The following is a 25,036-nucleotide window of genomic DNA, read 5'->3' on the forward strand; positions in this document are numbered from 1 at the left end:
TCCCTAAGACCTCACACTGTCATCAAGACTTGTGAGACCTTAGGGGGAGGTTGAATGGGAGAGCAAGGGTCTTAATTATTCTAATGAAAATGGCCCTCCGGAGGTTTCGCTGCTCCTGGTGCTGCTGGTTTAGACCTGCCTGCTTTGTTATTTCCCCGTAAGGAGAAATCTGCTTCATGAAGCAGTTCTAGTAAAAACTTAGATTTCTCCTTGCGTCGAAATGACAGATGTAGTGACTTTATTTTTCTGAATGAAATTATTCTAATTAAAATGCCCCTCCTGAGCATTTGCATATGCTGCTCATCTGGCTAGTCATGAGCGCGGGTAATTTGATTAAAAAACAGAAAAGCACCTGTTCAGCTGAACAGGTGCTTTTCTTATAAAGGTGAAATTGCAATTTACGGCTGCTTTGCTGTCTGTATCGTTACCGGGCCGAGCAGCCCTGCCTCCAGCAGCGGCTTGCCTTCCAGGCGGTAAGGTGCCAGGGTCCAGGTGATGCGTTCGTTCTCCGGCAAGCCATGGTCGCCGATCAGGCGGTTCGCCCAGGTGTTGGAAACTTCGATCTCCAATTGGTTCTTTCCGGAGCGGATGGCGTCTGTTATCTCCACGCGGTAAGGGGCCGTCCAGGCAACGCCGCAAGGGGTGCCATTCACTTTTACCTCTGCTATGTTCGCCACGTTACCTAGGTCCAGCCACACGCGGTTGTTTTTATCAGTAGATACCTTGCTCTCAAACGTTTTGGTGTAGACGGCTGTGCCGGAGTAGTGCTTTATGCCAAAGCTATCATGTTTGCTCCAATCCGCCAGTTGGTTCATAGCAACAGCTGCTTTCGGTCCGCCAAAAGCGGGGTCGAACTGCACCTGCCAGCTTCCTTCCAGCGTCTGTACAGGCTGTGGAGTTATCCAGTTGTCTCCTTCTTCAGCTTTTTTGTTAGACACCGTATGTTGCAGCACCACAAAAACAGATCCGTTTGCCTCCAGCTGCAGCGGTAGAAGAGTACGGTTGTTTTCGATGCGCCAGTTGGCAGCTCTGCGTACTTCGCCTGTTACGGCATCGTACAGTTCCGGCTCCCGCCCCGCCACGCGCAAGGACAGGTTTAGGCTACGCTGCTTTTCCTGCTGGTTCGAAATAAAGTAAATGTCGAAGTCAGGGGAGGAGCGGTGGGTCCAGGCAATGTCGGCGGCTCGTTGGCTGCTGCCTGTTTCGCTTACGATCACGTCGCGTTCCAGGCCCAAGGCGTCAAAGGAAGAAGCGCGGTAAGGGCCTTTCAGCACTTTGCCTTTGCCTACTGTTTGTGCGGCGGCGCTGGCACCTGTGGCGGCACTGGCTTCAGCTGCGCCCTGGCCCCACAGCTCCTGTAGCAGTTGCTGCACTTTCGCGTCGCTGGCCTGGGCCTGGTGGAGGCTGGGCGAGCGGTCAGGGCGATCAGTAATGAGTACCGTGGCGCCATCCTTCACAAGTTCCAGCAGCTTCTGCGCCACCTCCGGCGACATGGTGTCGCTGTTTGGCGCCATCGGCCGTGCGCCCGGAATAACCAAGAGGGCATAACTGGCACCGCCAGGCAACACGATGCGGCCATTTTCTACTTTGGCAAGCCGCAACAGCGCATCGCGGTTTATAGAGTCATAGGCATAGCCACGGAGCGGGTCCACCCAATTTTCAGGGTCAGCCATGTTGGCCGTGTGCGTCACGCCGTCCGGCATCTGCCGTAAGGGTACTTCTGTATTGGCCAGTCGTTCTTTTTCCTGCTGTACTACCTCTTCTCCGAAAATACCGGGTAGTGTAGATACCAGCCTGTCAGGTAAAACGGCCCTTCTCGGAATATCCTCTCCAGTAAACACAGCAATATCGGCCACATAATTGCCTTGCTGCAACAGGGCCTGGCAACGCTGCGCATATGCAACCCAGGCGCGGCCTTGCTGCCACCAGGTCTGGTCCCGCTGAAAATGAATACCTACACCGTCCAGTGTCATGCCGGGTTTGCGGTCGAGCCAGGGGTTGTGGGTGAATACGTGGTACACGTAACGGTTAAAGCCGAGGGCATAGTTGCGGTCGCCGAGTGTTTTGAAGAGGGCCGGGTGCTCATCCCAGGCCATGCGCAGCTGTGTAAAGCATTCAGCCTGCACAATCTGCTTGCCATATACGTGCGCGCCTGAGATGGCATCGAGCACATCGTTCGGCTTGTCGTGGGTGGGGCTCCGGAACCAGAATTCACCCATCGGTACATCCACGGTGCTGTAGTGCAGCATGCCATCGCTGGTCATGGTTGGCGACACGCATTCGGCGGTAAACTGCAGGCCATGTTCGCGCACTCTGGTCATGAGGGTGCCATAAAACATGTCGTTTACCAACTCCGCGATTGTCTGGCGCACGTCGTGCAAGAAGCGTTCCGATACGTCGGCGCTCTGGATCGGGATGCCAGCATACAGCGGCAGGTAAGGCATCAGGTCGTAGCCCCGGCGCTTTTGGAACTCCTCCCGGAACACCGGCGACCAGTTCTGGCTGCCGCACTCCCAGCTGTCTATGTAGAAAAGCTTTACTACTTTGGCTGCCAGTTCCGGCCCGGCCTGCTTTAGCGCCTCGCCAAACCATCCGTCGAACTGCAGGTTGATCGCCTCGGGGTTGAACTTGTCGCACTCCAGGCCGGCCCCGGCGCCACCTGTGGCGTTGGTGTGGCCGGTGGAGGTGTGGCCCATCCGCAGAATGGTCCATTTGCCTTTCGGTGCGTTCCAGTTCAGGTTGCCGTTGGCGTCCAGGTGTTTGGTGATGTCTACTATTTTATCGGCAGGCACGCAAAGCGCATCCGGCACCTGTGTGGCAGTGGTGCGGGGGCTGATGCGCCATACTTCGCCGGTTTTGCCTTCGTACTGATGGATGCGCGGGGCTCCGAAAAGTTCGATTCCGGCCACCTTGAGCGTAGGGCTCCATTTTGCTGAATCCACATCTTCTGCGCCGGGCTCCGATCCGGACTTGTCGTACACGAACCGGAAATAGCGGGCCGTGGTGGGCTCGATCACGTGGGTGTTGTTGGCATCGGTATCCTGCCAGCCGTGGCGTGGCGGCTTCAGCCGGCCAAGCGAGCGGAAGGTTTTGCCATCGTCGCTGACCTCGATGAGCAGCCGCTGCGACTGGAAGTTGTTGCCATTGGTGCGGATGAGAATAGAGCGGCAGGTAAACGGCTTGTCGAACGCATACTGGATCCAGCAGGGCTCTTTGCTCGTGAAGTTCTCTTTGTTGCCCTCCTTAACCAGGAACTGCGGGGCAGGTGCGTCTGGCTTGTTGGAGGTTACTTTCGGCGCGACCGTTCGTGTGGATATATCCGCTTTGTCCGGCGTAGGATAGGCCAGTACGGCTATGTCGCGGTAGTAGTTTTCTTTGGTGGGTGGTTGTGGCAGTTTTCCGCTAAACCGGCGGCCGCCTTCGGTATGGGTTTCGGACCAAACCACTTTTTGCATCGAGAGTTCCGGCGTTATCCAGGGGCCGCCAGCCAGGGCAAAGCCATCGCTGGCGTGTATGCCCATCTCCAGGCCCAGCCGTCCGGCTTCGCTCAGGGCGTGGTTCACCATCTGCCACCATTCCGGCGACAGCTGCTCTACCGGATTTGGCGTAAGGGGCGGATCCGTTTTGCCTTTGATAGCCACCAGGTAGGCTCCGCCTATGCCGGCTTCTTTCATGGCCTCCAGGTCGGCAGTTACTCCTTCTTTAGAAGAACTGGCATGCATCCAATACCAGAGCACCCAGGGTTTGGCAGCAGCCGGTGGCGACTGAAACGCGGCACTCAGCGCGCTGGCAGGAACCATGCTGGACCAGGCCGTGCCCTGCCTGCTGCACGATGACAGCAAGCCGGCGAGCGGAACGCCTGTAGCAGACAATACCAGGCCGGCGGCGCCTGTTTTCTTTAAAAAATCTCTTCTATTCCACTTCAAATTCATCAGGAGGGATGAGGTATATTTGTATTAGTTAACTTTTTAATGCTGAAGAAAGCTTCTTTTACTCTAACAGATGGTAGCTGTTTTTTTCTATTCAGCTACAAAAAGGAAAGTTGAAATTAACGAATATGTATGGCTTCTTCCGCCTTGCGTGCTCTCTTTTCTTTGCGGTGGGTTTCCAGCCAGCCACTGTAGAGCAGGTTCTTGTCCAGCACTGGTTTCGGGAAAAACAAGCTGGCAATATAGCCTACCACAATCACTATCAGGTGGGTGTAAACGCCTAGCATGTATTTGTGTTGTGTAAAGTTAAGTGTTCCCAGATCCAGTAATAATTGTGGGCCGTTTCCGAAATCAAATTTCGTAGACGACAGAAAAGCGTAGGTTGTGAATACAATACAGGAGATAATGCCGATGTTCAGGCCTTGTTTGTTGGCGCGTGCACTGAAGAGCCCCAACAGGAAGATGCCGGCTATACCACCCGAGAAAATGGAGTACAGGGTAAAGACAATGCCCAGCACGCCCTCTTCGCCAGCCGACAGGTAGAGGGTCGCAATCAGGATGGCGCCTATGCCGGAACCCACCACAATCCATTTGCCCACTTTCAGGTACTCAGCGTCGGGGCGATCTGGCTTAAAGCGCTTGTAATAATCGGCTACACCTACTGCGGCCAGGCAGTTCAGGTCGGAGTCGAGGCTGGAGATGGCGGCTGCGATCAGGGCAGAGAGGATAAGTCCGGTAACTCCAATAGGCAATTCCGTATTGATAAAGTAAGGGAACACCGCATCCGGGCGGAGCCCGTCAGGCAATGGGTTCTGCAGGTAATACACATACAGGGCCGTGCCGATAAACATGAAAAGCGCCCACAGCGGCACTGTCAGCAAAACACCCATCAGCGATGCCCGCACCGCAGCTTTATCGGTTCGGGCGGTGAGGTAACGCTGTACGATGGTCTGGTCCGTGCCATATTTCTGGATGGCGTAAAACACCCCGTTCAGGGCCATCACCACAAATGTGAGCTTCGTGAAATTCCAGTCGTAGGGGCCAAAGCCGGTTTTGCCGTTCTCCTCCGCAATCTCCCATACAGCAGCCGGGCCGCCATCTACCGAATACATAATAATGAGCAGGCACACAATGCCACCCGCAATCAGCATAAAGCCCTGTATCACATCGAGCCAGATTACGGCCTCTATACCACCTAGCAGGGTGATGGCAATAATCAGCAGGCCGATGACCCAGATCGTGGCATAGACGTTGGCACCCGTCATGTTTGCCAGTGCCAGCGCCAGCAAAAAGAACACGGTACCCATTTTGGAGAAGTGCGTGAGAATAAAGGCCAGGGAGCTGTAGAAGCGGGCAAACTTGCCGAAGCGTTTCTCAAAATATTCGTAGGTGCTCAGCCCGATAACTTTGCGGTAGAGCGGCACAATAAACCAGATCATACCTACCAGCACCACCGGCACCATAATACCCTGCACCAGCAGGATCCAGTTAGAGGAGTAGCCCTCGCCGGGGTAAGCCAGAAAAGTAATGCTGCTCACCAGCGTAGCCAGCAGCGACATGCCAATAGCCCAGGCCGGAATGCTGCCACTGGCAGCAAAATAAGTGTCCGTCGAGTTCTGATTTTTGGCAAAGTATAAGCCTACATAAAGCGAGACTGCCAGCGAGATGAAAATAATAATGTAGTCAACGATGTGTAATGTTTCCATTCCCATTGATTAGTATAGATGAAAGGATTGTTTGTAGGTACTCTTACCGTGCTTATCTTCTTTCAACCTCCTGGCCGGTATCGCAAGCCGGGCCAGATTGTGCCTCATCAGCATATACAAGCCCTTGTTAATAGAATTAAATGAGTGGCTGGCTTTCAGAGGCTTCCGGGAAGATATTATGTCTATTATTATATAAAAGGGAAATTTATATATAAATGTACTAAAACTTTGGGCCATAACGAACAATAGTTACTTATTTTTAAAATTTACCCCCCTCAATTGTTGAAAGGCAAAGAGAGGAGAAGGCTGCGGTTATTCTCGCGGGAGTAGTGCTTTTTATCGCTTCTTATACACCACCCAGTATGCTATATACTTAAATTATTCAAATGAAATTGCCCCTCCGGAGGCTTTGCTGATGCTGCTGGTCATCTGTCTGAATCAGGATTCGCAGGATCTTTTCACTGCTTTAGCGATGTGCTTCTCGCCTCATCACCCTTTCAGGCTAACAAAAAAGTACCAACTTGTTTTTAATTAACTATTCCGGAATTAGCACCTTGATCCAATAAGCGCATAACTAAAATTATTTCAATCAAAATAGCCTTCCGGAGGACCTTGTACTGCTGATGCCCCTGATGCTTTTTTCCTGTTATCTAGACGCCAGAAGGGGCTCAAATTATCAAAAACACAGCACTCACTGAATCAGATACCTTCTGGCGTTTAGAAAGCAGGAAAACTCTATTTTCTAACTGTTGAAGCTCCTGTGTCCTATGTCCTGCTTCAAGAAACCCCAGCCTTAGTACCCTTAAAGTCCCAGATATCGGGACCCCAGGCGTAGCTGCCGGGCTTGAGGGTGAGGCAGAGGTGGGGCTTGCTACCTACACGCATACGGATAACGCCGGGGCCTGCCTCACGGATGGGGTAAAACTCCTGCAGGTGCAACGCTTTTAGGACGGCAAAGGCCGTGGAGCCTCCCTCCAGCACCAGCTCACGCAGGACTGTTTCTGCAAACACAAGCTGCACCACCCGGGCCGTTTTCTTTCTCAGGTCGTCGGCGCTGGTGGTAACTCCTGCTGTTGTTTCTGCTGCTATGGCTATAATGGCCTTGCCGGTGGTATGGAGGCAGGAGACAATAGCGGCGCACCACTTCTCAAAAGCCTCCTCAGCAGGGGCAGCGGCAAGGGCAATTTCGGCAGGCATGTAGCAGACGGGGCCGCCGTTCTCTTTTATCTTTCGGATGGCGTTGCGGCTTTCGCTAAAGGTGGTGCCGCACACGTAGAGCGCCGGCGAGCCAAACGCGTCTTTAGCTGCTTCCGGGCTGTCGGCTGCCTGCGGTACCAACTGGTCCAGGAGGGCCGTGAAAAAGCCGGAGGCACCGGCGGCAAAGGTGCTGTGGTCGGTGAGGCTGGCCCAGGTTTGCAGGTCGGCGGTGCTGGTTGCCTCGCCTACTATAATGCCTGTGGCTGGCAGGGGCTCCTGGTGCTGCTGCACATGTACCGGCAGCTCTCCGGCCCCTAAAATGCTGCGTACTTCCGAGGTAGTAATGGCAAACTCAGGATCATGAGAGAAGCTGGTTTCGTGGATGGGTGTTCCGTTGATGAGGTATTCCCCGTTTACCAGCACCCTGCCGAGCGAAGGGTTGGCCGGAACGAGCAATGCCCGCTCCAGTTCCAGCACACGGAGCTGCGCCTCCATCTCGGCCAGCACATGGCCCCGCAGCACGGAGTCCACTTTTTTGTAGATTAGCCTGGGCTGCAGCTTCAGCAGCTCCTCCGTTACTTTGGTCATCACGCGTACGGCTTCTTCCCGGGGCTTGGAGCGGGTGTCGGTAGAGATCACCAGCAGGTCAGCCTGCGATTGCGGGTTTACTTCTGCGTTTATCTCTACTTTCAGGTTATAGCGCAACCCGATGCCGCCCAGCTCTGCAGCCCCGGTAAGATCATCTGCCACTACTGCGATCATGAAGAAACGGTTGTTTTTTCTGCCAACTTATATTTTGCCAGCTGCACGGCGTGCTCAATGGCCAGCACCATGGCATCGGGGCTTGCCACGCCTTTACCCGCAATCTCAAAAGCGGTGCCGTGGTCTACGGAAGTGCGGATAATCGGCAATCCCATCGTAATGTTCACCCCTTTCACGCTGTCCATCTGCTTTTTCTCTGCGTTCCACTTAAAGCCAGACAGCTTGAACGGAATGTGGCCCTGGTCGTGGTACATGGCCACCACGCCACCATAATAACCTGTGGCAGCTTTCGAGAACATGGTATCGGCCGGAACCGGTCCTTCCACGTCGTAGCCCAGGCGAAGCGCCTCTTCTACGGCTGGTAGAATCTCTTCTGCTTCTTCGGTGCCGAACAGGCCGGAGTCGCCGGCGTGGGGGTTAAGCCCTGCAATGCCGATTTTCAGGTTTTCGATGCCCAGTTGCTTCAGGCCGTTTTGCAGCAGCTCCGTTACTTCCAGAATGCGGTCTTTTTTCACATTGTCACAGGCCTGGCGCAGCGATACGTGCGTGGAAACGTGGATTACCCGCAGGAAATCTTCTGACAAGAGCATGGCATACTTCTTCGTGTTGGTGTAGTGCGCGTAGATCTCGGTGTGCCCTGCAAAGTGATGCCCTGCCTCGTTGATAGACTTTTTGTTGATCGGGCCGGTTACGGTCGCGTCTATCTCATTCGCTAAAGCCAGCTGAATCACCTTCTCCACTGCTCTGAAGGAGGCTTCGCCGGCCATAGCCGAGATCTCGCCGAAAGCAAGCTGCGCCAGATCCACGTTCTGCAGATCGAACACGTCTATTTCGCCCAGTTTAAACTGCGCGTCCTTCACGTTTTGGATTGCGTTAACTGTTGCTTTGAGGTCCAGCCTGTCTATTATCTGCTGGAAAACTTTTGCATCGCCTACTATAAGCGGCTTGCAGATGGCATGTATGTTTTCGTCTAAAAGAGCTTTCACGGCAATTTCCGGGCCTATGCTGGCCGGGTCGCCCATGGTTACGCCAATAATTGGTTTATCTTGCATAAGATGATGTTCCGTTAAACTTTATTTCTTCTTTTGAGATGAGTTCCTGTAAGTTCCGGCGCAGGGCTTCTGCTTCTGCCTCGGTGCCCTCGGTGAGCGGCGGTATCATGTGCGGCTGGCAAAGGCCTGCGTCCTGCATCAGCACTTTCAGCGCCCACAGCGACTGCCCCAGGGTGCGCCCTGATTGGTAAACAGCTCCCAGCAAGTCAGAGTGTTTCTGTAGCTGGAATGCTTTTTCGCGGTCGCCTTGCGCCACCGCCTGGTATAAATCCTGGTAAATGCTCGGTATAAAGTTGCCGGTGCTTGGGATCAACCCATCGCCGCCCCGGAACAGGCACTCCGCCGACTGCGCCGCCCAACCCAGGAAATAGCTGAAATCCTCCCGCTCGGCCCACAGTCGCAGCGACTCCTGCATGCGCTCCTCGCTTCGTTCCGAGTCTTTCACCCCCACAATGTTGTCGTGCTGGCTCAGTTTGTCGAGCAGGGGCAGCGGGATAGACATATGCGTGGTGGCCGGTATGTTATAGATAATGAGCGGTGCCGGCGACTGGTCGGCCAGTTGCTCGAAATAGCGGAGCATCTGGTCTTCGGAGAGGGCGTAGTAGGAGGGCAGGTTGGCCGCTACCACATCAATGCCGGCATCGAAGCAGCGCTTAGCCAGCTCCACCGACTCCTGCAGTACGTTAGCGGCAATGCCGGCATAAAAGGTCTCGCCCGCTTGCTTGCTTTTTCCTACAAGCTTGATAAAATCCTCTTTCACAGCGAAAGGCAGGGAAGCTGCTTCGCCGGTAGTGCCCAGAATAAAGGGTTTGGTATCATGTTGCCTGAAATTGGCGAGTATCTGCTCCACCGCCTGGTGGTCGAGCTGGTAGTTGGCAGTAAGCGGCGTGACTACCGGTACGACCACGCCCTGGTATTTCTTTTTCTGTTTCATTTTCGGTTAATGGTTAAATGGTTGAATTGTTAAGTGGCTGTAGCTTTTGATTTTTGAGAATCGGAAACATTTCCACTTAACTCAACTTGCAATGCCCGTTCTACTGCTGGTGCTTCAGAAAGTAGCAGCAGGGGCATCAGCAGTGTTTAGATGCTCCGGAGGGCCTTTTTTATTTAAATAATTTAGTTTTAGGAGCTGTAAGCCTCGCAGCGTCTTTCAGACCTGTGAGCGTTTCATCCGGGTAAAAGCTCCTGCTAATCCTCCAGGCTTCTGCCTCCCTATCTCCTCCAAATTCTCAGAATTTCTAATTTCTAATTTCTAATTTTATTTAGGCGCCGCCCTAATACGCCGCTGTATAAATATCCACAGCGTCTATCACGGTAATAGGGCGGGGGTTGTTTTTCAGGAGCCTGGTTATTTTCATGGCGTCCTGAGCCATGCTCAGGATGGCGTCCTGCGGAATGTTTACATCCCGTAGTCTGGCCGGGGCGCCGCACTGCTTTATAATAGAACGGATTTTGGCGATTCCTTTCTGGGCGGTTTCCTGGTGGTTGCTGCCGGGGGTGCAGCCTAGTGCCACCGCTATGGCCGCAAAGCGCTCCGGGGCAGCCGGCAGGTTAAACTCCATGACGTAAGGCAGCAGCAGCGCATTGCTCAGGCCGTGCGCCAGGTGGAACATGCTGCCAAGCGGGTAAGCCAGGGCGTGCACACCGGCCGTGTTTACGGGGCCGAGGCAGAAGCCGCCCAGCATACTGCCCATAGCTACATGCGTACGGGCTTCCTCATCTTCGCCATTCTGAACCGCTTTTGCCAGGTTCGCTCCGATCAGGCGTATGCCTTCCAGCGCAAACATATCGATAAAGGGTTGTGAGAATTTGTTGGTATAAGCTTCCAGGCAATGGGTAAGGGCATCGAGGCCGGTTACGGCGGTGATGTGTGCCGGCACGCTCATGGTGAGCAAAGGATCGACATATACAATATCGGGCAGGAGGAAGGGGCTGATGATGCCTTTTTTCTGGTTGTCGGCATCGTCGAGCAGGATGGCATTGGGCGATACTTCGCTGCCTGTTCCAGCTGTGGCTGGCAGGCAGATCAGTTTTCGGCTGCGACCTTTCAGGTTGCCGATACCAACGATCTCCTGCAGCGTTTGCTCATTGCCGAGCTGGGCGGCCACCAGTTTGGCTACGTCCAGCACGCTGCCGCCGCCAATGCCTACTACTACATCCGGGTTCGCCTGCTCGGCCTGCTCCATCAGGTTTTCAAAATCGCTGAAGGTGGGCTCCTGCACGATGCTGGTGTCGAAGGTGGTGCTGATGCCCTGCTCCCGGAGTTGCTGCACCAGTTCCTCCAGTTTAGGGAGCAGCGGGGTAATCGTAACAATAAATACGCTGGAGCACTCCAGGCTGCTGATCTCTTCGGCCAGTTTGGAGAGTACTCCCTTTCCAAAAATCAGCTTCCCCGGAAACTGTATCCTTAATTCTTGATTTGTAACCTGCAATGGTTCCATAGCTAACTGTCTTTCTTTTGTAAATATCTTTTCCATTGTGAAGATGGTTTGGCGCGCACTAATTATCCTTCAGGGCTGCTGTGGCTGCACCACAGGAACTTCGCACCTGCAGCGCAGCATCGAACACTACTTTAACGGTTGGCCTGCCAGGGTCTTTTATCCGCTGGAAGAGCAGTTCTGCCGCCCGGTGCCCCATCTCAAAGCCGGGTTGGCGGACGGCTGTAAGCGGTGGGTTCAGCGAAATAGACCAGTACATGTCGTCGAAGCCTACTAAGGCGATCTCCTCCGGAATTTTAACGCCCCGCCGGTGGATCGTTTCCAGGGCGCCGAGCGTGATCAGGTTGTTGCCGGTGAAGAGGGCTGTTGGTGGCGTGGGCAGGTCCAGGAGCTCAGCCGAAAGGCGCAGGCCGCTCTCATGCTTCGAGTCGCCGTATTTAATATAGGATTCGTCTATAGCAAGGCCGTGCTCCCTGAAAGCCGCCTCATAGCCGCCGAGCCTGGCTTTGCTGGTCGGTATCTGCGGCAGGCCCGAGATAAAGGCAATGCGGCGGTGCCCCAGCTTTATAAGGTGGCTCACGGCATCGAATGCTCCCTGGTGATTGTCTACCAGTACTACGTCTACGTCCACGCCTGTCAGCCCCCTGTCGATGCAGATAATGGGCAGGCCACTAAGCACCAGGTTCACCACTTTCTGGTCCCGCCCATGCACGGGCGCCACTATCAGCCCATCAATAGACTCCGACTGCAGAATATCGAGGTAAAGGCGCTCCTTGTCTTCGTTCTGGGCAAAGTTGCACATAATGGCCGCGTAGCCTTGTTCGTACATCGCCTCTTCCACCCCGCGTATCACATCCACATAAAAGGGGTTCTGGATGTCGGGCAGCACCAGCCCGATGATCTTGCTGTTGCCGCCTTTGCTGCGCAGCCGCTGCGCCACCCGGCTAGGGCGGTAGTTGAGCGACCGGATAGCCTGCTCCACCTTCTGCTGCGTAGCCGCATTTACCGAGCCCGGGTTATTGAGCACCCTGGAAACCGTGGCGATGGATACGCCTGCTGCCCTGGCCACATCTGTCAGTTTTGTCATCAGGTATTTTTTCTGTAAACAGCTGTAAACGATTTCAGTTGATGCGCCTGCTGTAGGATTACGCAGTGCGCTTGTGCCTTTGTAATGGCATGAAAACGTTTTCAAGAGGTAAGGTAAAAAAATGTTTTTAAAAATAAAAGCAAATCCAGAACAGCCGTAAGGATCCGTGGAGGAGCTGCAGCAGCTGCTGAGGCTCCGGAGGCCTGCTTTTATTAGAATAATCGGGTGCAGCGGCTGGGTTTGCCTGGCTGCCCTGCACAGTTGAGACGCAGGTCTGGTGTTTCTTTTTCAGCGTGGATTAATCCCGGTTGATACGCTTTTAGTCTGGGTTGAACGCTCTCTTCTATACATTGTGCTCCCTGTCCTCTACTTTTAGGGTATTAAGGCACGGCTGGGGAGGGTTGCCCGTCTCCTGTGGCCATTTCCGGGAATTGCTGAATCCTCTACTATTTTGGCGCAAGGCCGTTAATTTTCAGCAAACCGAAGCGCCTGCCTGATGCTGCGCAAAATTAAACAGACACAGGCAGCTGCCAGTTTGGTAATTTGCTGATAAGTAAGGAATTATGTATCCTTTTGCTTCGGGTTGACAGAAAGCGTGCCCTTTGTCGGCAGGCTGACTCATTGGCGTAGCCAGCATGTTTGTACCAGTGCTAATATACTACAATAATTTGCGAAGAAAAAGCACAAACGGTAGTAAGTTATTTGCTATATTTGCATGAATATTGATTTCATATATAAATAAAAGGCGCGTGTCTAGAGACTAGCTAGCAGAAGTCGGGCTATAGCTGGTTTAAGTTTGGGAACAACACTGACATGCAGGTGGCCTTTCTGAAGAAAAATTACAATCAAATAGAAATACTAGTATGATGAAGAATCTGAAATTGAACTGGAGAATGAAAAGCTTCTCACTGCTGGCGGGGCTCCTGTTGATAGGCCTTGCGCCTGCGCTTGCTCAAAGCGGCAAAAAAACAGCAAAAGAAGAGGCGGCAGCCTATATTCAGGTTACCAATCAGCGGGCAGGTAAGATTGTGGACAACATGAAGATCGCGGACAGGGCTAAGAAACTACGCGTGCGTAACTACATCGCCCAGCAGTACCGCGACCTGAGCGCGATTCATGAATTGCGCGATCGCAGAGTGAAGGCGGTGAAGGAAACAGCAGGCAGCAACAAAGAGGCGGCTGATAAGCGTGTGGCCGAGATCGAGGAGCACACTAATGCCCAACTGGCAAAGCTTCACGAAACTTATATAGCTAACCTGCAGGCCCAGCTTACGGAAGAGCAGGTAGACCAGGTGAAAGACGGTATGACTTATGGCGTGGTGCCGATCACCTATAAAGGATACCAGGAGATGCTGCCTAACCTGACCGAGGAGCAGAAGGCGCAGATCTGGGCCTGGCTGGTGGAGGCGCGGGAGCACGCCATGGATGCCGGTACATCTGATAAAAAGCACGCCTGGTTCGGTAAATACAAAGGCAGAATAAACAACTACCTGTCTGCTGCCGGCTACGACCTGAACAAGGCGAGCAAGGACTGGGCCGAGCGAGTAAAAGCTGAGCAGGCTGCCAAAGCTGAGTAAGGGCAGTTCGGGCTCCAGAGGGCGCTTTTGATTCGAATAATTTGGTTACGGGGGAATTAGATGTTCTAAGCTGCTGCAAGGGTGGCGCCTCTTGGAAATGGAGGGAGAGCTCCAGCGAAAATCAAGCGGCTCAAAATCGGGGATATCTTTGCTTGCCACCTGAGCGCGCAAAAGAAGATTCGTCAGGCTGTGAAGCTGGCAACGTTATTTGCCTTGTTTGGTGCCGCTGCCGCACAGGTAGATTATTCTAATGGAAAAGGCCCTCCGGAGATGCCGCTGCTGGTAGTCAGCCAGGGGTATGTGTGGCAACTCCCGAAAGGCGGGGCAAGTAGAAAGCAGGAGGGGTGAAAGTAGCATTATTTTGATACGGTCTTGCGCCGGCACAGTGACTTTGTCAGCCGATATCTTGTACAGGAAGCTGAAATAAAGAGTCGTAATTGCCTGAATGCTAGCTATCTAACAAATGATTGTTAATATAATTTTGTATATTTGAAAATCATATTTATATTTAAATAAATAATCGTGTTTGGCTTTGCAGATGACTTCAGGGTAGCCGGCGCAGCACCGGGCAATTAAAACAGAGTGCGGCGCGTAGGGGCCGTCTGCTGCTTTCAGCAACGAACGTAAGTGCAGGTTCTGTTTAGCCTTACAGGTTTTTTTATCACAGCATGCCTGTGGCAGGGTTTCAGGCCAGCTAATCAGGGTAATATTATAAATTAAGAAAAAGATTAATAATTCATATTATGAAGAAATACTTTATACCACTTCTTACGCTGGCCGCTATGCTGGGCATGAACCAGACGGCTCTGGCGCAGTACCCTAAAGTGCCGAAGGATGTGCAGGAGGCGAGCAACAAGCTGATGGAAGATGCAAGACGCCGGTCTGACGAAGCCTGGGAGAAAGCACTGCCGATAATCGAAAAGGAAGCAAGAGAAGGAAAGCCCTATATTCCGTGGGCAGCAAGGCCAACTGATTTGCCTCAGGCCGAAATCCCTGCTTTCCCGGGAGCTGAGGGTGGTGGCATGTACTCGTTTGGCGGTCGTGGCGGCAAGGTGTTTGTGGTGACCAACCTCAACGACAGCGGTCCCGGCAGTTTGCGCGATGCCTGTGAGCAGGGTGGTGCCCGTATCATCGTTTTCAACGTGGCTGGTATCATTAAACTGAAAAGCCCCCTTATTATACGGGCTCCTTATGTAACGATAGCTGGCCAAACCGCTCCTGGTGACGGGGTGTGCGTGGCCGGTGAAACAGTTTGGATAGACACGCACGATGTGGTGATCCGGCACATGCGCTTCAGAAGAGGCGAGACCAACGTAGGCCGCCGCGACGATGCCATTGGCGGGAACGCAGTAGGCAACATTATCATGGACCACATTTCTGCCAGCTGGGGCCTCGACGAAAACATGTCGCTCTACCGGCATATGTTCGATCCGGGAGATGGGTCGAAGCAGCTGAAGCTTCCAACCGTGAACATTACCATCCAGAACAGTATTTTCTCTGAGGCGCTGGATACCTGGAACCATGCGTTTGGCAGCACCCTGGGCGGTGAGAACTGCAGCTTTATGCGCAACATGTGGGCCAATAACGCCGGCCGGAACCCTTCTATCGGCTGGAACGGTATTTTCAACTTTACCAACAACGTCGTGTTTAACTGGGTGCACCGCTCTGTAGACGGTGGCGACTACACAGCCCTCTTCAACATCATCAACAACTATTACAAGCCAGGACCCGCCACGCCAACAGATGCACCTGTGGGCCACAGGTTCCTGAAGCCTGAGTCTGGCCGAAGCAAGCTGGATTACAAAGTGTTTGGCAGAGCGTATGTTGATGGAAACATCCTGGAAGGCAACGAGCGCATTACCAAAGACAACTGGGACGGTGGCGTGCAGGTAGAGGACCTGCCGAACACAGGCAAGTATCGCGATAATATACGTGCTACAAAACCTTTCCCTATGCCAACCATGGCCATTATGCCTGCCCAGGAAGCTTACAAATACGTGCTGGCCAATGCTGGTGCCACCTTGCCTAAGCGCGACGCGGTAGACGCCCGTGTGGTGGAGCAGGTAAGAACAGGTAAAATTAACCCGAAGAAAAACGTGAAGCTGCCTGAGTCGGACTTCCAGCACCGTCGTTTGCCAAAAGATTCTTATAAGCTTGGTATTATCACAGACATCAGCCAGGTGGGTGGTTACCCGGAGTACAAAGGCAAGCCTTACAAAGACGCTGACAACGACGGTATGCCGGATGATTGGGAGAAAAAATACGGCCTGAATCCAAAAGATCCTTCTGATGCCAACGGCGACCTGAACGGGGACGGCTATACCAACATCGAGAAGTTCATCAACGGCATCGACCCGACTAAAAAAGTAGACTGGTCAGACCTTAAAAATAACAAAGACACACTGGCGAGCAAATAATTGCCGGCCATGTTCTTGGCAAAGACTTATGCTACTGAAAGAACAACAGTTTATGGTGCTGTTTTAAAATTTGAAGATACTGGCTGTTGCTGACAGCCAGTATCTTCATGCCATTTTAGGCGGTGTTTCTGATACATTTCAGCGCCAATCATAGAGCTGCCGGGGTTCGGTTACGGCCAAACAGCAGTAGCAGCAAAAGAAGACCTTATAACCAGAAAATATCAAACATGAAAAAGTACTTCATTCCTGTTTTTACACTTGTCTCCATGTTTGCCCTCACGCACACTGCTTCTGCCCAATACCCTACCATCCCAAAAGAGGTGCAGGCCAAGGCAGATGCAGCACTGGAGGAGTCCAAACGCCGCTCCGATGAGGCCTGGGCGCGGGCATTGCCTATTATAGACAAGGAGGCGCGTGAAGGGAAGCCTTATATTCCGTGGGCTGCGGTGCCATCTGACCTGCCGCAGGCTGATATCCCGGCTTTCCCGGGAGCTGAGGGGGGCGGTATGTACTCCTTCGGCGGGCGTGGCGGCAAGGTATATGTGGTGACCAACCTCAACGACAGCGGCCCCGGCAGCTTCCGCGATGCCTGTGAGCAGGGCGGCGCAAGGATTGTAGTTTTTAACGTGGCCGGTATCATCCGCCTCAAAAGCCCGGTTATTGTAAGAGCGCCTTATATCACCATTGCCGGCCAGACAGCTCCGGGCGATGGCGTCTGCATTGCAGGAGAGTCTGTCTGGATAGACACGCACGATGTGGTGATCCGGCACATGCGTTTCAGAAGAGGCGAGACAGATGTGGCCCGCCGCGACGATGCCCTGGGAGGCAACCCGATCGGCAACCTGATCGTGGACCACGTTTCTGCCAGTTGGGGGCTTGATGAGAACATTTCCATGTATCGCCACCAGTACGACTCCGGCGACGGGAAGCTGCAAAAGCTGCCTACGGTAAACGTTACCTTCCAGAACTGCATCTCCTCTGAGTGCCTCGATACCTACAATCACTCGTTTGGCAGTACCGTCGGGGGCCTGAACAGCACCTTTTCGCGCAACCTGTGGGCCAGCAACATCAGCCGGAACCCATCGGTGGGGATGTATGGCAGCTTCAACTTTGTGAACAACGTGCTCTTTAACTGGTGGAACCGCTCTGTAGACGGAGGCGATCATCGGTCGCAGTTCAACATGATCAATAACTACTACAAGCCAGGGCCAATCACACCTAAAGATGAGCCGATGGCTTACCGGATCCTGAAACCCGAGTCGAACCGTTCGCTTAAAGGAAAGCAGGAGTACGGCCGCGCCTATGTAGATGGGAACTTTATTGAAGGAAACGAAAAGGTGACCAACAACAACTGGGAAGGTGGCGTGCAGGTGCAGGACAAGGCCGGAACAGGCGATTACACCGACTATATCCGCACCAAAAAGCCATTTGCCATGCCACCGGTTACCATCATGCCGGCGCAGGAAGCCTACCAGTATGTGCTGGCCAATGCCGGTGCCACGCTTCCTAAACGCGATGCCGTGGATGAGCGCATCATAGAGCAGGTAAAAACAGGCAAGATCAAGTACAAGAAGAATGGAAAGACAGGTGTCGGCAGCGAATATATAAAGCGCCGCCTGCCAGAAGACTCCTATAAACTGGGCATCATTACCCACATCAGCCAGGTAGGCGGGTATCCGGAGTACAAAGGCAAACCTTACAAAGATTCCGACAACGACGGCATGCCGGATGACTGGGAGAAAAAATACGGTCTGAACCCCAATGATCCCTCTGATGCCAACGGCGACCTGAACGGCGACGGTTATACCAACATCGAGAAGTTCATCAACGGCATCGACCCGAAGAAGAAAATAGACTGGACAGACCTGAAAAATAACAAGGATACGCTTGCCAGAAAATAAGAACTGCACGTTTCGGCAATAAGCTTTGCCCCGCCTCAAAACACAAAATAAGGGCGGGGCAGCGCTATGAAAAAGAGGCAAGTAGGGTGCTGTAACAGCCAAAATTTGATAACGAAGCTTTGAGAAAGATCACTCCTGTGAATAGTATAATTAAGCTGAAACAAATCGTTTGCATGGTTCTCTGGCTCCTGGCTGGCAGTATGGCCATGGGGAACACCGCCTGGGCGCAGACCAAAAAGGCACCTCCTGTGCCACCTGTTGCGATCGGGAAAGATGGAAGGCTCGCCTATGCCCCCGATTCGCTTGGCAACAGGGTGCCTGATTTCTCCTACAGCGGTTACATGGCCGGTGAGCAGGCCATTCCGGATGCCCCTGTTAAAGTGGTGGTGCCGGTGCAGCAAGGCGATGCTACGCGCCGGATTCAGGCAGCGCTCGATCATGTGGCTACTTTGCCAGCCGACCCGCAGGGTATTCGTGGGGCGGTACTGCTGGAGAAAGGCACCTACGAAGTTTTGGGCAGCCTGCGCATAACAGCCTCGGGTGTCGTGCTTCGCGGAAGTGGCGAGGAGGAGGGCGGAACTGTACTGCTGGGAAGCGGCCTGACGCGCGAAACACTGGTTACAGTGGCAGGTAAGTATGATAGGCAGTTAAAACCTGCCGTTAAAATTACCGATAATTATGTGCCTGTAAACGCTACCAAAGTGCGGGTGGCAGCAGCAGGTACCTTTAAACCAGGCGATAAGGTGCTGGTGCACCGGCCGAGTACCAAAGAGTGGATACAGAAGCTGCAGATGGAGGAGTTCGGCGGCGAAACCGGCTATATCGGCTGGAAGCCCGGCGAACGCGATATATACTGGGACCGTACCGTTGTAGCTGTGGAAGGTAGTACTGTGACACTGGATGCGCCCATTACCACGGCTTTAGATGCTACTTACGGTGGCGGCAACCTGATAGCTTATACCTGGCCTGGGCGTATTTCACAGGTAGGCGTGGAGAATATGAGGCTGCAATCTACTTATGATAAGAGCAACCCTAAAGACGAGGCGCACCGCTGGATGGCCATCACGATGGAAAACGTGCAGGATGCCTGGGTCCGTCAGATCATCTTTAAGCATTTTGCAGGTTCTGCCGTGGCTGCTTTCGAGACGGCAAAGCGGGTAACCGTGGAAGATTGCAAATCGCTGGCGCCTGTCTCCGAAATCGGGGGGCAGCGGCGCTATACCTTTTACACCACAGGCCAGCAAACACTCTTTCAGCGTTTGTATGCCGAAGACGGTTATCATGACTTTGCCGTGGGCTTTATGGCTGCCGGCCCAAACGCCTTTGTACAGTGCGTTTCGTATTTGCCGCACAGCTTTAGCGGCGCCATCGATAGCTGGGCATCGGGCGTGCTGTTTGATATTGTGGACGTAGACGGGCAGGCACTGAGCTTTAAGAACAGGTATCAGGATGCACAGGGCGCAGGCTGGGCCGCAGCCAACAGCGTGTTCTGGCAATCTACTGCCGCCCGCATCGATAATTACGCTCCGCCTACCGCCACGAACTGGGCCTTCGGAGCCTGGTCACAGTTCGGGGGCGATGGCTACTGGGGCAGCGTGAACAGCCACGTGAAACCCCGCAGCCTGTATTATGCGCAGCTCAGCGACAGGCTCGGAGAACAGGTGATGGCCCGTGCGCATTTGCTTCCCATGGAAACAAATGCCACCAGCAGCCCCACCGTGGAGCAGGCCATGGAACTGACCAGGCAAGCAGTTGAACCAGCTCCCCAACTGAAAGACTGGATTGAGAAAGCCTCGGAGCGTGTGCCCATTCCGGTACAGACTTCAAAAGTTAAGACAATCGACCAGATTGGCATTAAAAACACTACACCCGCAAAGCTGGCTGCTCCGATGCAGGTACGCAACGGTTGGCTGGTGCGGGGCAATGCCATCGTAACCGGCAAGCGGCAGGATGTGCCGTGGTGGCGGGGAGATATACGCTATTACGAGCAGCCAAAGGCCAAGCCGGCTGTTACACGCTATGTGGCAGGCCGCACCGGCCCGGGGCTGACAGACAACCTGGAGGAAGTAACTGACAGCATGGCGCAGCGTGGGGTGGTGGCGCTGGAGCACAACTACGGCCTGTGGTACGAGCGCCGCCGCGACGACCATGAGCGTGTAAGGAGAATGGACGGGGAGGTTTGGGCTCCATTTTATGAGCAGCCTTTTGCCAGGAGCGGCGAAGGAACAGCCTGGGACGGCCTGAGCAAATATGACCTCACCAAATTCAACCACTGGTACTGGAGCCGTTTGAAGCAGTTCGCAGACCTGGCTGACCAAAAGGGGCTGGTGCTGGTGCATCAGAACTATTTTCAGCACAATATCATCGAAGCGGGGGCGCACTGGTCCGATTCTCCGTGGCGGCCCGCGAACAACATTAACGAAACCGGTTTCCCGGAGCCCCCTCCTTATGCCGGCGATAAGCGCATATTCATGGCCGAGCAGTTTTACGACACTACCCACCCAATTCGCCGGGAGCTGCACAGAACGTATATCCGCAAGTGCCTTGATAATTTTGCCGACAATACCGGCGTGATCCAACTGGTCAGTGCCGAGTATACCGGCCCCCTGCACTTTGTGGAGTTCTGGATAGACACTATACTGGAGTGGGAGAAGGAAACTGGCAAAAATGCCCTGGTTGGTCTGAGCACCACCAAAGACGTGCAGGACGCTATTCTGGGGGACCCGGCCAGAGCGGCGGCCATCGACCTGATTGATATACGATACTGGGGCTACCGTGAGGATGGCAGTGTGTATGCCCCCCAAGGCGGCGTAAACCTGGCACCACGCCAGCACGCACGGAAAATGAAGGTGGGCAAGAGATCGGCAGAGCAGGTATACAGGGCAGTGCGGGAGTACAGGCAGAAGCACCTGGATAAGGCCGTGATTTACTCGGAAGGCAATTACGATGCCCACAGCTGGGCGGTATTTATGGCTGGTGGTTCCTTAGCCGCTATCCCGCCTACTACACCAGCTCAGTTTCTGGCCGATGCAGCCACCATGCTGCCCGTTGATATTCCGGGCAGCACCGAAACGCAATTTACCCTGGGCAAGAGTGGCAAAGGTTACATCATTTACAGCGATTCAGGCAAGCAGCTGAAACTGGATTTGTCGAAAGATTCCGGCACTTACAAAATGCGCTGGCTCGACCCGAAAACCGGCAAACTCCTGAAGAAGGAAGAGCGGCTCAAAGGCGGAAAGCTACTGAACCTGTCGGGCCCGAATTCCGGTCCGGCTGTGCTGTGGGTAACAAAATAGAAAACTGAATTATCATCAACTAAAACAGATAAAAACCCGGACATGTTGAAGAACATTTTTTCCTTAGTGCTGCTGACTATCCTAGCTGTAGCCTGTACTTCCCAGGATCAAAAACAAGAATCTACCGCTGAGGAAGGGGGCGTAGGTAAGCTGAAGATATCGGACGATGGCAGGTATTTTACAAGAGAGAACGGCGATCCATTTTTCTGGCTGGGCGATACCGGCTGGCTATTGTTTTCGAAACTAGACCGCGACGAGGCAGAGGTATATCTGGAGAACAGGCGTGAAAAAGGCTTTAACGTCATTCAGGTGATGGTATTGCACACGGTAGGAGCTGTGAATGTGTATGGCGACTCGGCCCTGGTGAAGAAGAATGTGGCCACCCCAAAAGTGACGGAGGGGAACTCCTTTGAGGACTCTCTGCAGTACGACTACTGGGACCACGTGGACTACATGGTGGACCTGGCCGCTGAGAAAGGACTTTATATGGCCCTGGTGCCGATCTGGGGAACAGATGTGAAGGGCGGGCATGTAAACCAGGCGCAGGGCGAGGCCTATGCTGCCTGGATAGCTGACCGATACAAAGACAGGCCAAACATTATCTGGCTGAACGGTGGCGACATTAAAGGCTCCGACTCGCTGGAAGTGTGGCAGCGCATGGGCGCTACACTGCGCGAAAAAGACAAGAACCACCTGATCACGTTCCACCCGCGCGGCAGAACAACCTCCTCATTCTGGTTCCATAACGAAGACTGGCTCGATTTCAACATGTTCCAGTCTGGCCATCGCAACTATGCGCAGGATACCAGCGCCGGTGAACTGCATTACGGCGAAGACAACTGGCGATTTGTGGTAGAAGACATGAAGAAAACGCCTCCCAAGCCTACCCTGGACGGAGAACCATCTTACGAAATGATTCCGCAGGGGCTGCACAACCCGGAGAACCCCTACTGGGGCTCCAGTGATGTGCGTCGGTACGGTTATTGGTCGGTATTTGCTGGCGGAGCCGGTTATACCTACGGGCACAACACCGTGATGCAGATGCTGCAGCCGACTGACAAGGGCAGCGCCTTTGGCGGCAAGGGCGTTTGGGACGATGCCATCGATCACCCGGGAGCGGGGCAGATGGTACACCTGAAAACGCTGATGCTGTCGCGACCATATTTTGATCGGGTACCGGACCAGTCACTGGTGGCCAAGCAGCCCGGCGATAAGTACGATTACCAGCTCGCTACCCGTGGCAAGGATTATGCTTTTATCTACACCTACAACGGCAAGAACATCAGCGTGAACATGGGCAAGATAGAAGGCGACAACGTGAAAGCTTCCTGGTTCAACCCTAAAAAAGGGACCTTCACCGAACTGGAAGAGACTTTCCCGAACAAAGGCGTGGTGGAGTTTAACCCGCCGGGTGAGCCCCGCAACGGCAACGACTGGGTGCTGGTGCTGGACGGAAAATAGGCTTATTTAAGTTAAGAGTTTAAAGTTAAGAGTTAAAACTGTAGAGTTACTTGTGTAGCGCCGCTATACCAGTAACTCTACAAATATCAAACTGACATGATCAAACAGAATTTGTTGTTTTTACTGGCCCTATGGCTGTTCGCCTCCTGCGGTTCTGCCAAAGAAGAGGTGACCGAAGAAACAGCCACGACAGAAGAAGCTGCCAGGGAAGTGTATATGTTCAGCTCGTTCCGGGAACCGGCCGACGAAGGGCTGCGCCTGCTGTATAGCTACGATGGTTATAAGTGGGAAGAACTGGAAGGTGTTTTTCTGAAGCCTGATGCCGGAAAAGGCAAGCTGATGCGCGACCCCTCTATCGTAACAGGGCCTGATGGCACCTTCCACCTGGTGTGGACGACCGCCTGGCGCGGCGACAATGGTTTTGGCTACGCCAGCTCCAAAGACCTGGTGAACTGGTCGGAGCAGCAGTTTGTGGATGTGATGAAGCACGAGCCAACCACCGTAAACGTGTGGGCACCCGAGCTGTTCTACGACGACGAGAATGAGCGTTACATCATTATCTGGGCTTCTACGATCCCGAACCGCTTTCCGCGAGGCGTAGAGGCAGAGGACAACAACCACCGCATGTACTACACCACCACCAAAGACTTCAAGACTTTTACCGAGACGAAGCTGTTCATGGATCCGGACTTCAGCATCATCGATGCGGTGATCGTGAAACGAGACAAAAATGACTATGTGCAGGTGCTCAAGGACAACACGCGCCCGAACCGCAACCTGAAAGTGGCCTTCGCCACCGACCCGCTGGGACCTTATTCCAATATTTCGGAGCCATTTACCGGTAATTTTATCGAAGGCCCTACTGTGCTGAAAGTAGGCGACGACTGGCTGATTTACTATGACGTGTATGAGAAGAAAATTTACGGAGGCATGAAAACCCGCGACTTCAAAACCTTTACCGACATTACCGAAGAGCTGCAGATTCCGGAAGGACACAAACATGGCACCATTTTTAAGGCAAACGAAGAAGTGCTCCAGAACCTGCTAAACAGAACAGAGGCCCCGTAATTTAGTGTGCTAATTTTTCAATTTGGAAATTTGAAGATGAGAGGATTTGGGAATGTGGAGGTTCGGAATTTTCGAAATGAATTCAGCTGGGGTAAAAAGAGCGACCAACTCTTAACTAGTTAAGCTGGTCCTGTGTCCTTTTTAAAGAGCAGCAGAAAGCTCCGGAGGGCCATTCTGATTAGAATAATTTAAAATGTCGGGGTTAAAAACGAAAACATAATCAGCAGTTTACATGCATCAAGATAAGAACGAAGGCCGCAGAAATTTCCTGAAAACCGCCTCTATCGGCGGGTTGGCGGCATTGAGTATTCCTGCCATTGTAACTTCGGCTTTCGCTGCCGAAAAGGTGAAGAAGGTGCGCCTGAACAACAACGATGTTATCCTTTTCCAGGGCGACTCTATTACGGATGCCCGCCGGAAGCGTGATGACATGACCGTGAACAGTGCTTCTGCCCTTGGCAGTGGCTACGCGTTTATGGCTGCCTCCGACCTGCTCTGTAACCAGGCCGGGAAGAACCTTCAGATTTACAACAAAGGCATCAGCGGAAATAAAGTCTATCAACTGGCCGAGCGCTGGGATACCGATGCCCTGGAACTGAATCCTAATGTGCTGAGCCTCCTGATCGGCGTGAACGACTTCTGGCACTCGCTGGTAAGAGACTACAAAGGTACCATCAAAACTTACCGCGACGATTACCGCGCCCTGCTCGACAGAACAAAGCAGCAGTTGCCCGATGTTAGACTGATAATCGGAGAGCCGTTTGCCGTGCCGGGCATTAAGAGTGTAGACGACACCTGGTTCCCGGCCTTTAACGAGTACCGCCAGGCAGCCCGCGAAATAGCAGCAAACTATGGCGCAGGGTTTATACCCTATCAAAGCGTGTTCGACAAAGCCCAGAAAACCGCCCCAGGGGTATACTGGACCTACGATGGGGTGCACCCCACCATAGCCGGCAACCGCCTGATGGCGCAGGCCTGGCTGGAGGCCGTGAAGGGATAGTGACCCAAAGACCCGGGAAATGTGCCCGAGGTAATTTTATAGCTGGTAACCTGAATTTGAAAGACAATATGAGCAGATGATGATGACTTATGCGAGAACATAAATTGTCCAGCATCTGAAACAAAGCATTCCATAATCTAATAAA

Annotated in this window: 15 protein-coding genes; 8 read left to right on the forward strand and 7 right to left on the reverse strand. The window is 53.3% G+C overall.

Going from position 1 to position 25,036, the window contains the following annotated elements:
* Window positions 1–398: 398 nt before the first annotated feature.
* The 7 genes from FJM74_RS07990 to FJM74_RS08020 form a co-directional block, all read right to left on the reverse strand.
* Window positions 399–3,932: a glycosyl hydrolase gene (locus FJM74_RS07990; protein ID WP_187262064.1), complete on the reverse strand. Its 3,534-nt coding sequence runs from the start codon at window positions 3,930–3,932 to the stop codon at window positions 399–401.
* A 116-nt stretch (window positions 3,933–4,048) separates the two neighbouring features.
* Window positions 4,049–5,635: a sodium:solute symporter gene (locus tag FJM74_RS07995; RefSeq protein WP_206684017.1), complete on the reverse strand. Its 1,587-nt coding sequence runs from the start codon at window positions 5,633–5,635 to the stop codon at window positions 4,049–4,051.
* Window positions 5,636–6,412: 777 nt separating this feature from the next.
* Complete coding sequence (locus tag FJM74_RS08000; protein WP_187262066.1) at window positions 6,413–7,594, reverse strand: four-carbon acid sugar kinase family protein; 1,182 nt, start codon at window positions 7,592–7,594, stop codon at window positions 6,413–6,415.
* On the reverse strand, window positions 7,591–8,646 hold the full coding sequence (gene pdxA, locus FJM74_RS08005) for a 4-hydroxythreonine-4-phosphate dehydrogenase PdxA (protein WP_187262067.1): 1,056 nt from the start codon (window positions 8,644–8,646) through the stop codon (window positions 7,591–7,593). The genes FJM74_RS08000 and pdxA overlap by 4 nt, the downstream gene beginning before the upstream one ends.
* The gene (locus FJM74_RS08010; protein ID WP_187262068.1) at window positions 8,636–9,580 is read right to left on the reverse strand and encodes a dihydrodipicolinate synthase family protein; all 945 of its coding nucleotides are present in this window, start codon (window positions 9,578–9,580) and stop codon (window positions 8,636–8,638) included. The genes pdxA and FJM74_RS08010 overlap by 11 nt, the downstream gene beginning before the upstream one ends.
* A gap of 340 nt (window positions 9,581–9,920) precedes the next feature.
* The gene (locus tag FJM74_RS08015) at window positions 9,921–11,087 is read right to left on the reverse strand and encodes an iron-containing alcohol dehydrogenase (RefSeq protein WP_187262069.1); all 1,167 of its coding nucleotides are present in this window, start codon (window positions 11,085–11,087) and stop codon (window positions 9,921–9,923) included.
* A 58-nt stretch (window positions 11,088–11,145) separates the two neighbouring features.
* Window positions 11,146–12,171 carry a LacI family DNA-binding transcriptional regulator gene (locus FJM74_RS08020; protein WP_187262070.1) on the reverse strand — a complete coding sequence of 342 codons (1,026 nt, stop codon included), beginning with the start codon at window positions 12,169–12,171 and terminating at the stop codon, window positions 11,146–11,148.
* An 863-nt stretch (window positions 12,172–13,034) separates the two neighbouring features.
* On the opposite strand from FJM74_RS08020, the gene FJM74_RS08025 reads away from it, so the two are divergent.
* The 8 genes from FJM74_RS08025 to FJM74_RS08060 all read left to right on the forward strand — a co-directional run bounded on the left by FJM74_RS08025 (window position 13,035) and on the right by FJM74_RS08060 (window position 24,891).
* Window positions 13,035–13,748: a DUF3826 domain-containing protein gene (locus FJM74_RS08025; protein WP_241738994.1), complete on the forward strand. Its 714-nt coding sequence runs from the start codon at window positions 13,035–13,037 to the stop codon at window positions 13,746–13,748.
* A 189-nt stretch (window positions 13,749–13,937) separates the two neighbouring features.
* On the forward strand, window positions 13,938–14,096 hold the full coding sequence (locus FJM74_RS08030) for a hypothetical protein (RefSeq protein ID WP_187262071.1): 159 nt from the start codon (window positions 13,938–13,940) through the stop codon (window positions 14,094–14,096).
* A gap of 395 nt (window positions 14,097–14,491) precedes the next feature.
* On the forward strand, window positions 14,492–16,165 hold the full coding sequence (locus FJM74_RS08035) for a pectate lyase family protein (RefSeq protein WP_187262072.1): 1,674 nt from the start codon (window positions 14,492–14,494) through the stop codon (window positions 16,163–16,165).
* 227 nt (window positions 16,166–16,392) lie between these two features.
* A complete protein-coding gene (locus FJM74_RS08040; protein WP_187262073.1) occupies window positions 16,393–18,066 on the forward strand; it encodes a polysaccharide lyase in 1,674 nt (557 codons plus the stop codon).
* A 173-nt stretch (window positions 18,067–18,239) separates the two neighbouring features.
* Complete coding sequence (locus FJM74_RS08045; protein ID WP_187262074.1) at window positions 18,240–21,362, forward strand: DUF6298 domain-containing protein; 3,123 nt, start codon at window positions 18,240–18,242, stop codon at window positions 21,360–21,362.
* 42 nt (window positions 21,363–21,404) lie between these two features.
* Window positions 21,405–22,823, forward strand: coding sequence for a glycoside hydrolase family 140 protein (locus FJM74_RS08050; protein WP_187262075.1), 1,419 nt, complete (start codon window positions 21,405–21,407; stop codon window positions 22,821–22,823).
* A gap of 96 nt (window positions 22,824–22,919) precedes the next feature.
* Window positions 22,920–23,891, forward strand: a complete 972-nt coding sequence (locus FJM74_RS08055; RefSeq protein WP_187262076.1) for a glycoside hydrolase family 43 protein — start codon at window positions 22,920–22,922, stop codon at window positions 23,889–23,891.
* Window positions 23,892–24,123: 232 nt separating this feature from the next.
* A complete protein-coding gene (locus FJM74_RS08060; RefSeq protein ID WP_187262077.1) occupies window positions 24,124–24,891 on the forward strand; it encodes an SGNH/GDSL hydrolase family protein in 768 nt (255 codons plus the stop codon).
* Window positions 24,892–25,036 lie beyond the last annotated feature (145 nt).

It is taken from the genome of Pontibacter beigongshangensis (assembly GCF_014332515.1).
In the GTDB taxonomy this organism is placed as follows: Bacteria; Bacteroidota; Bacteroidia; order Cytophagales; family Hymenobacteraceae; genus Pontibacter; species Pontibacter beigongshangensis.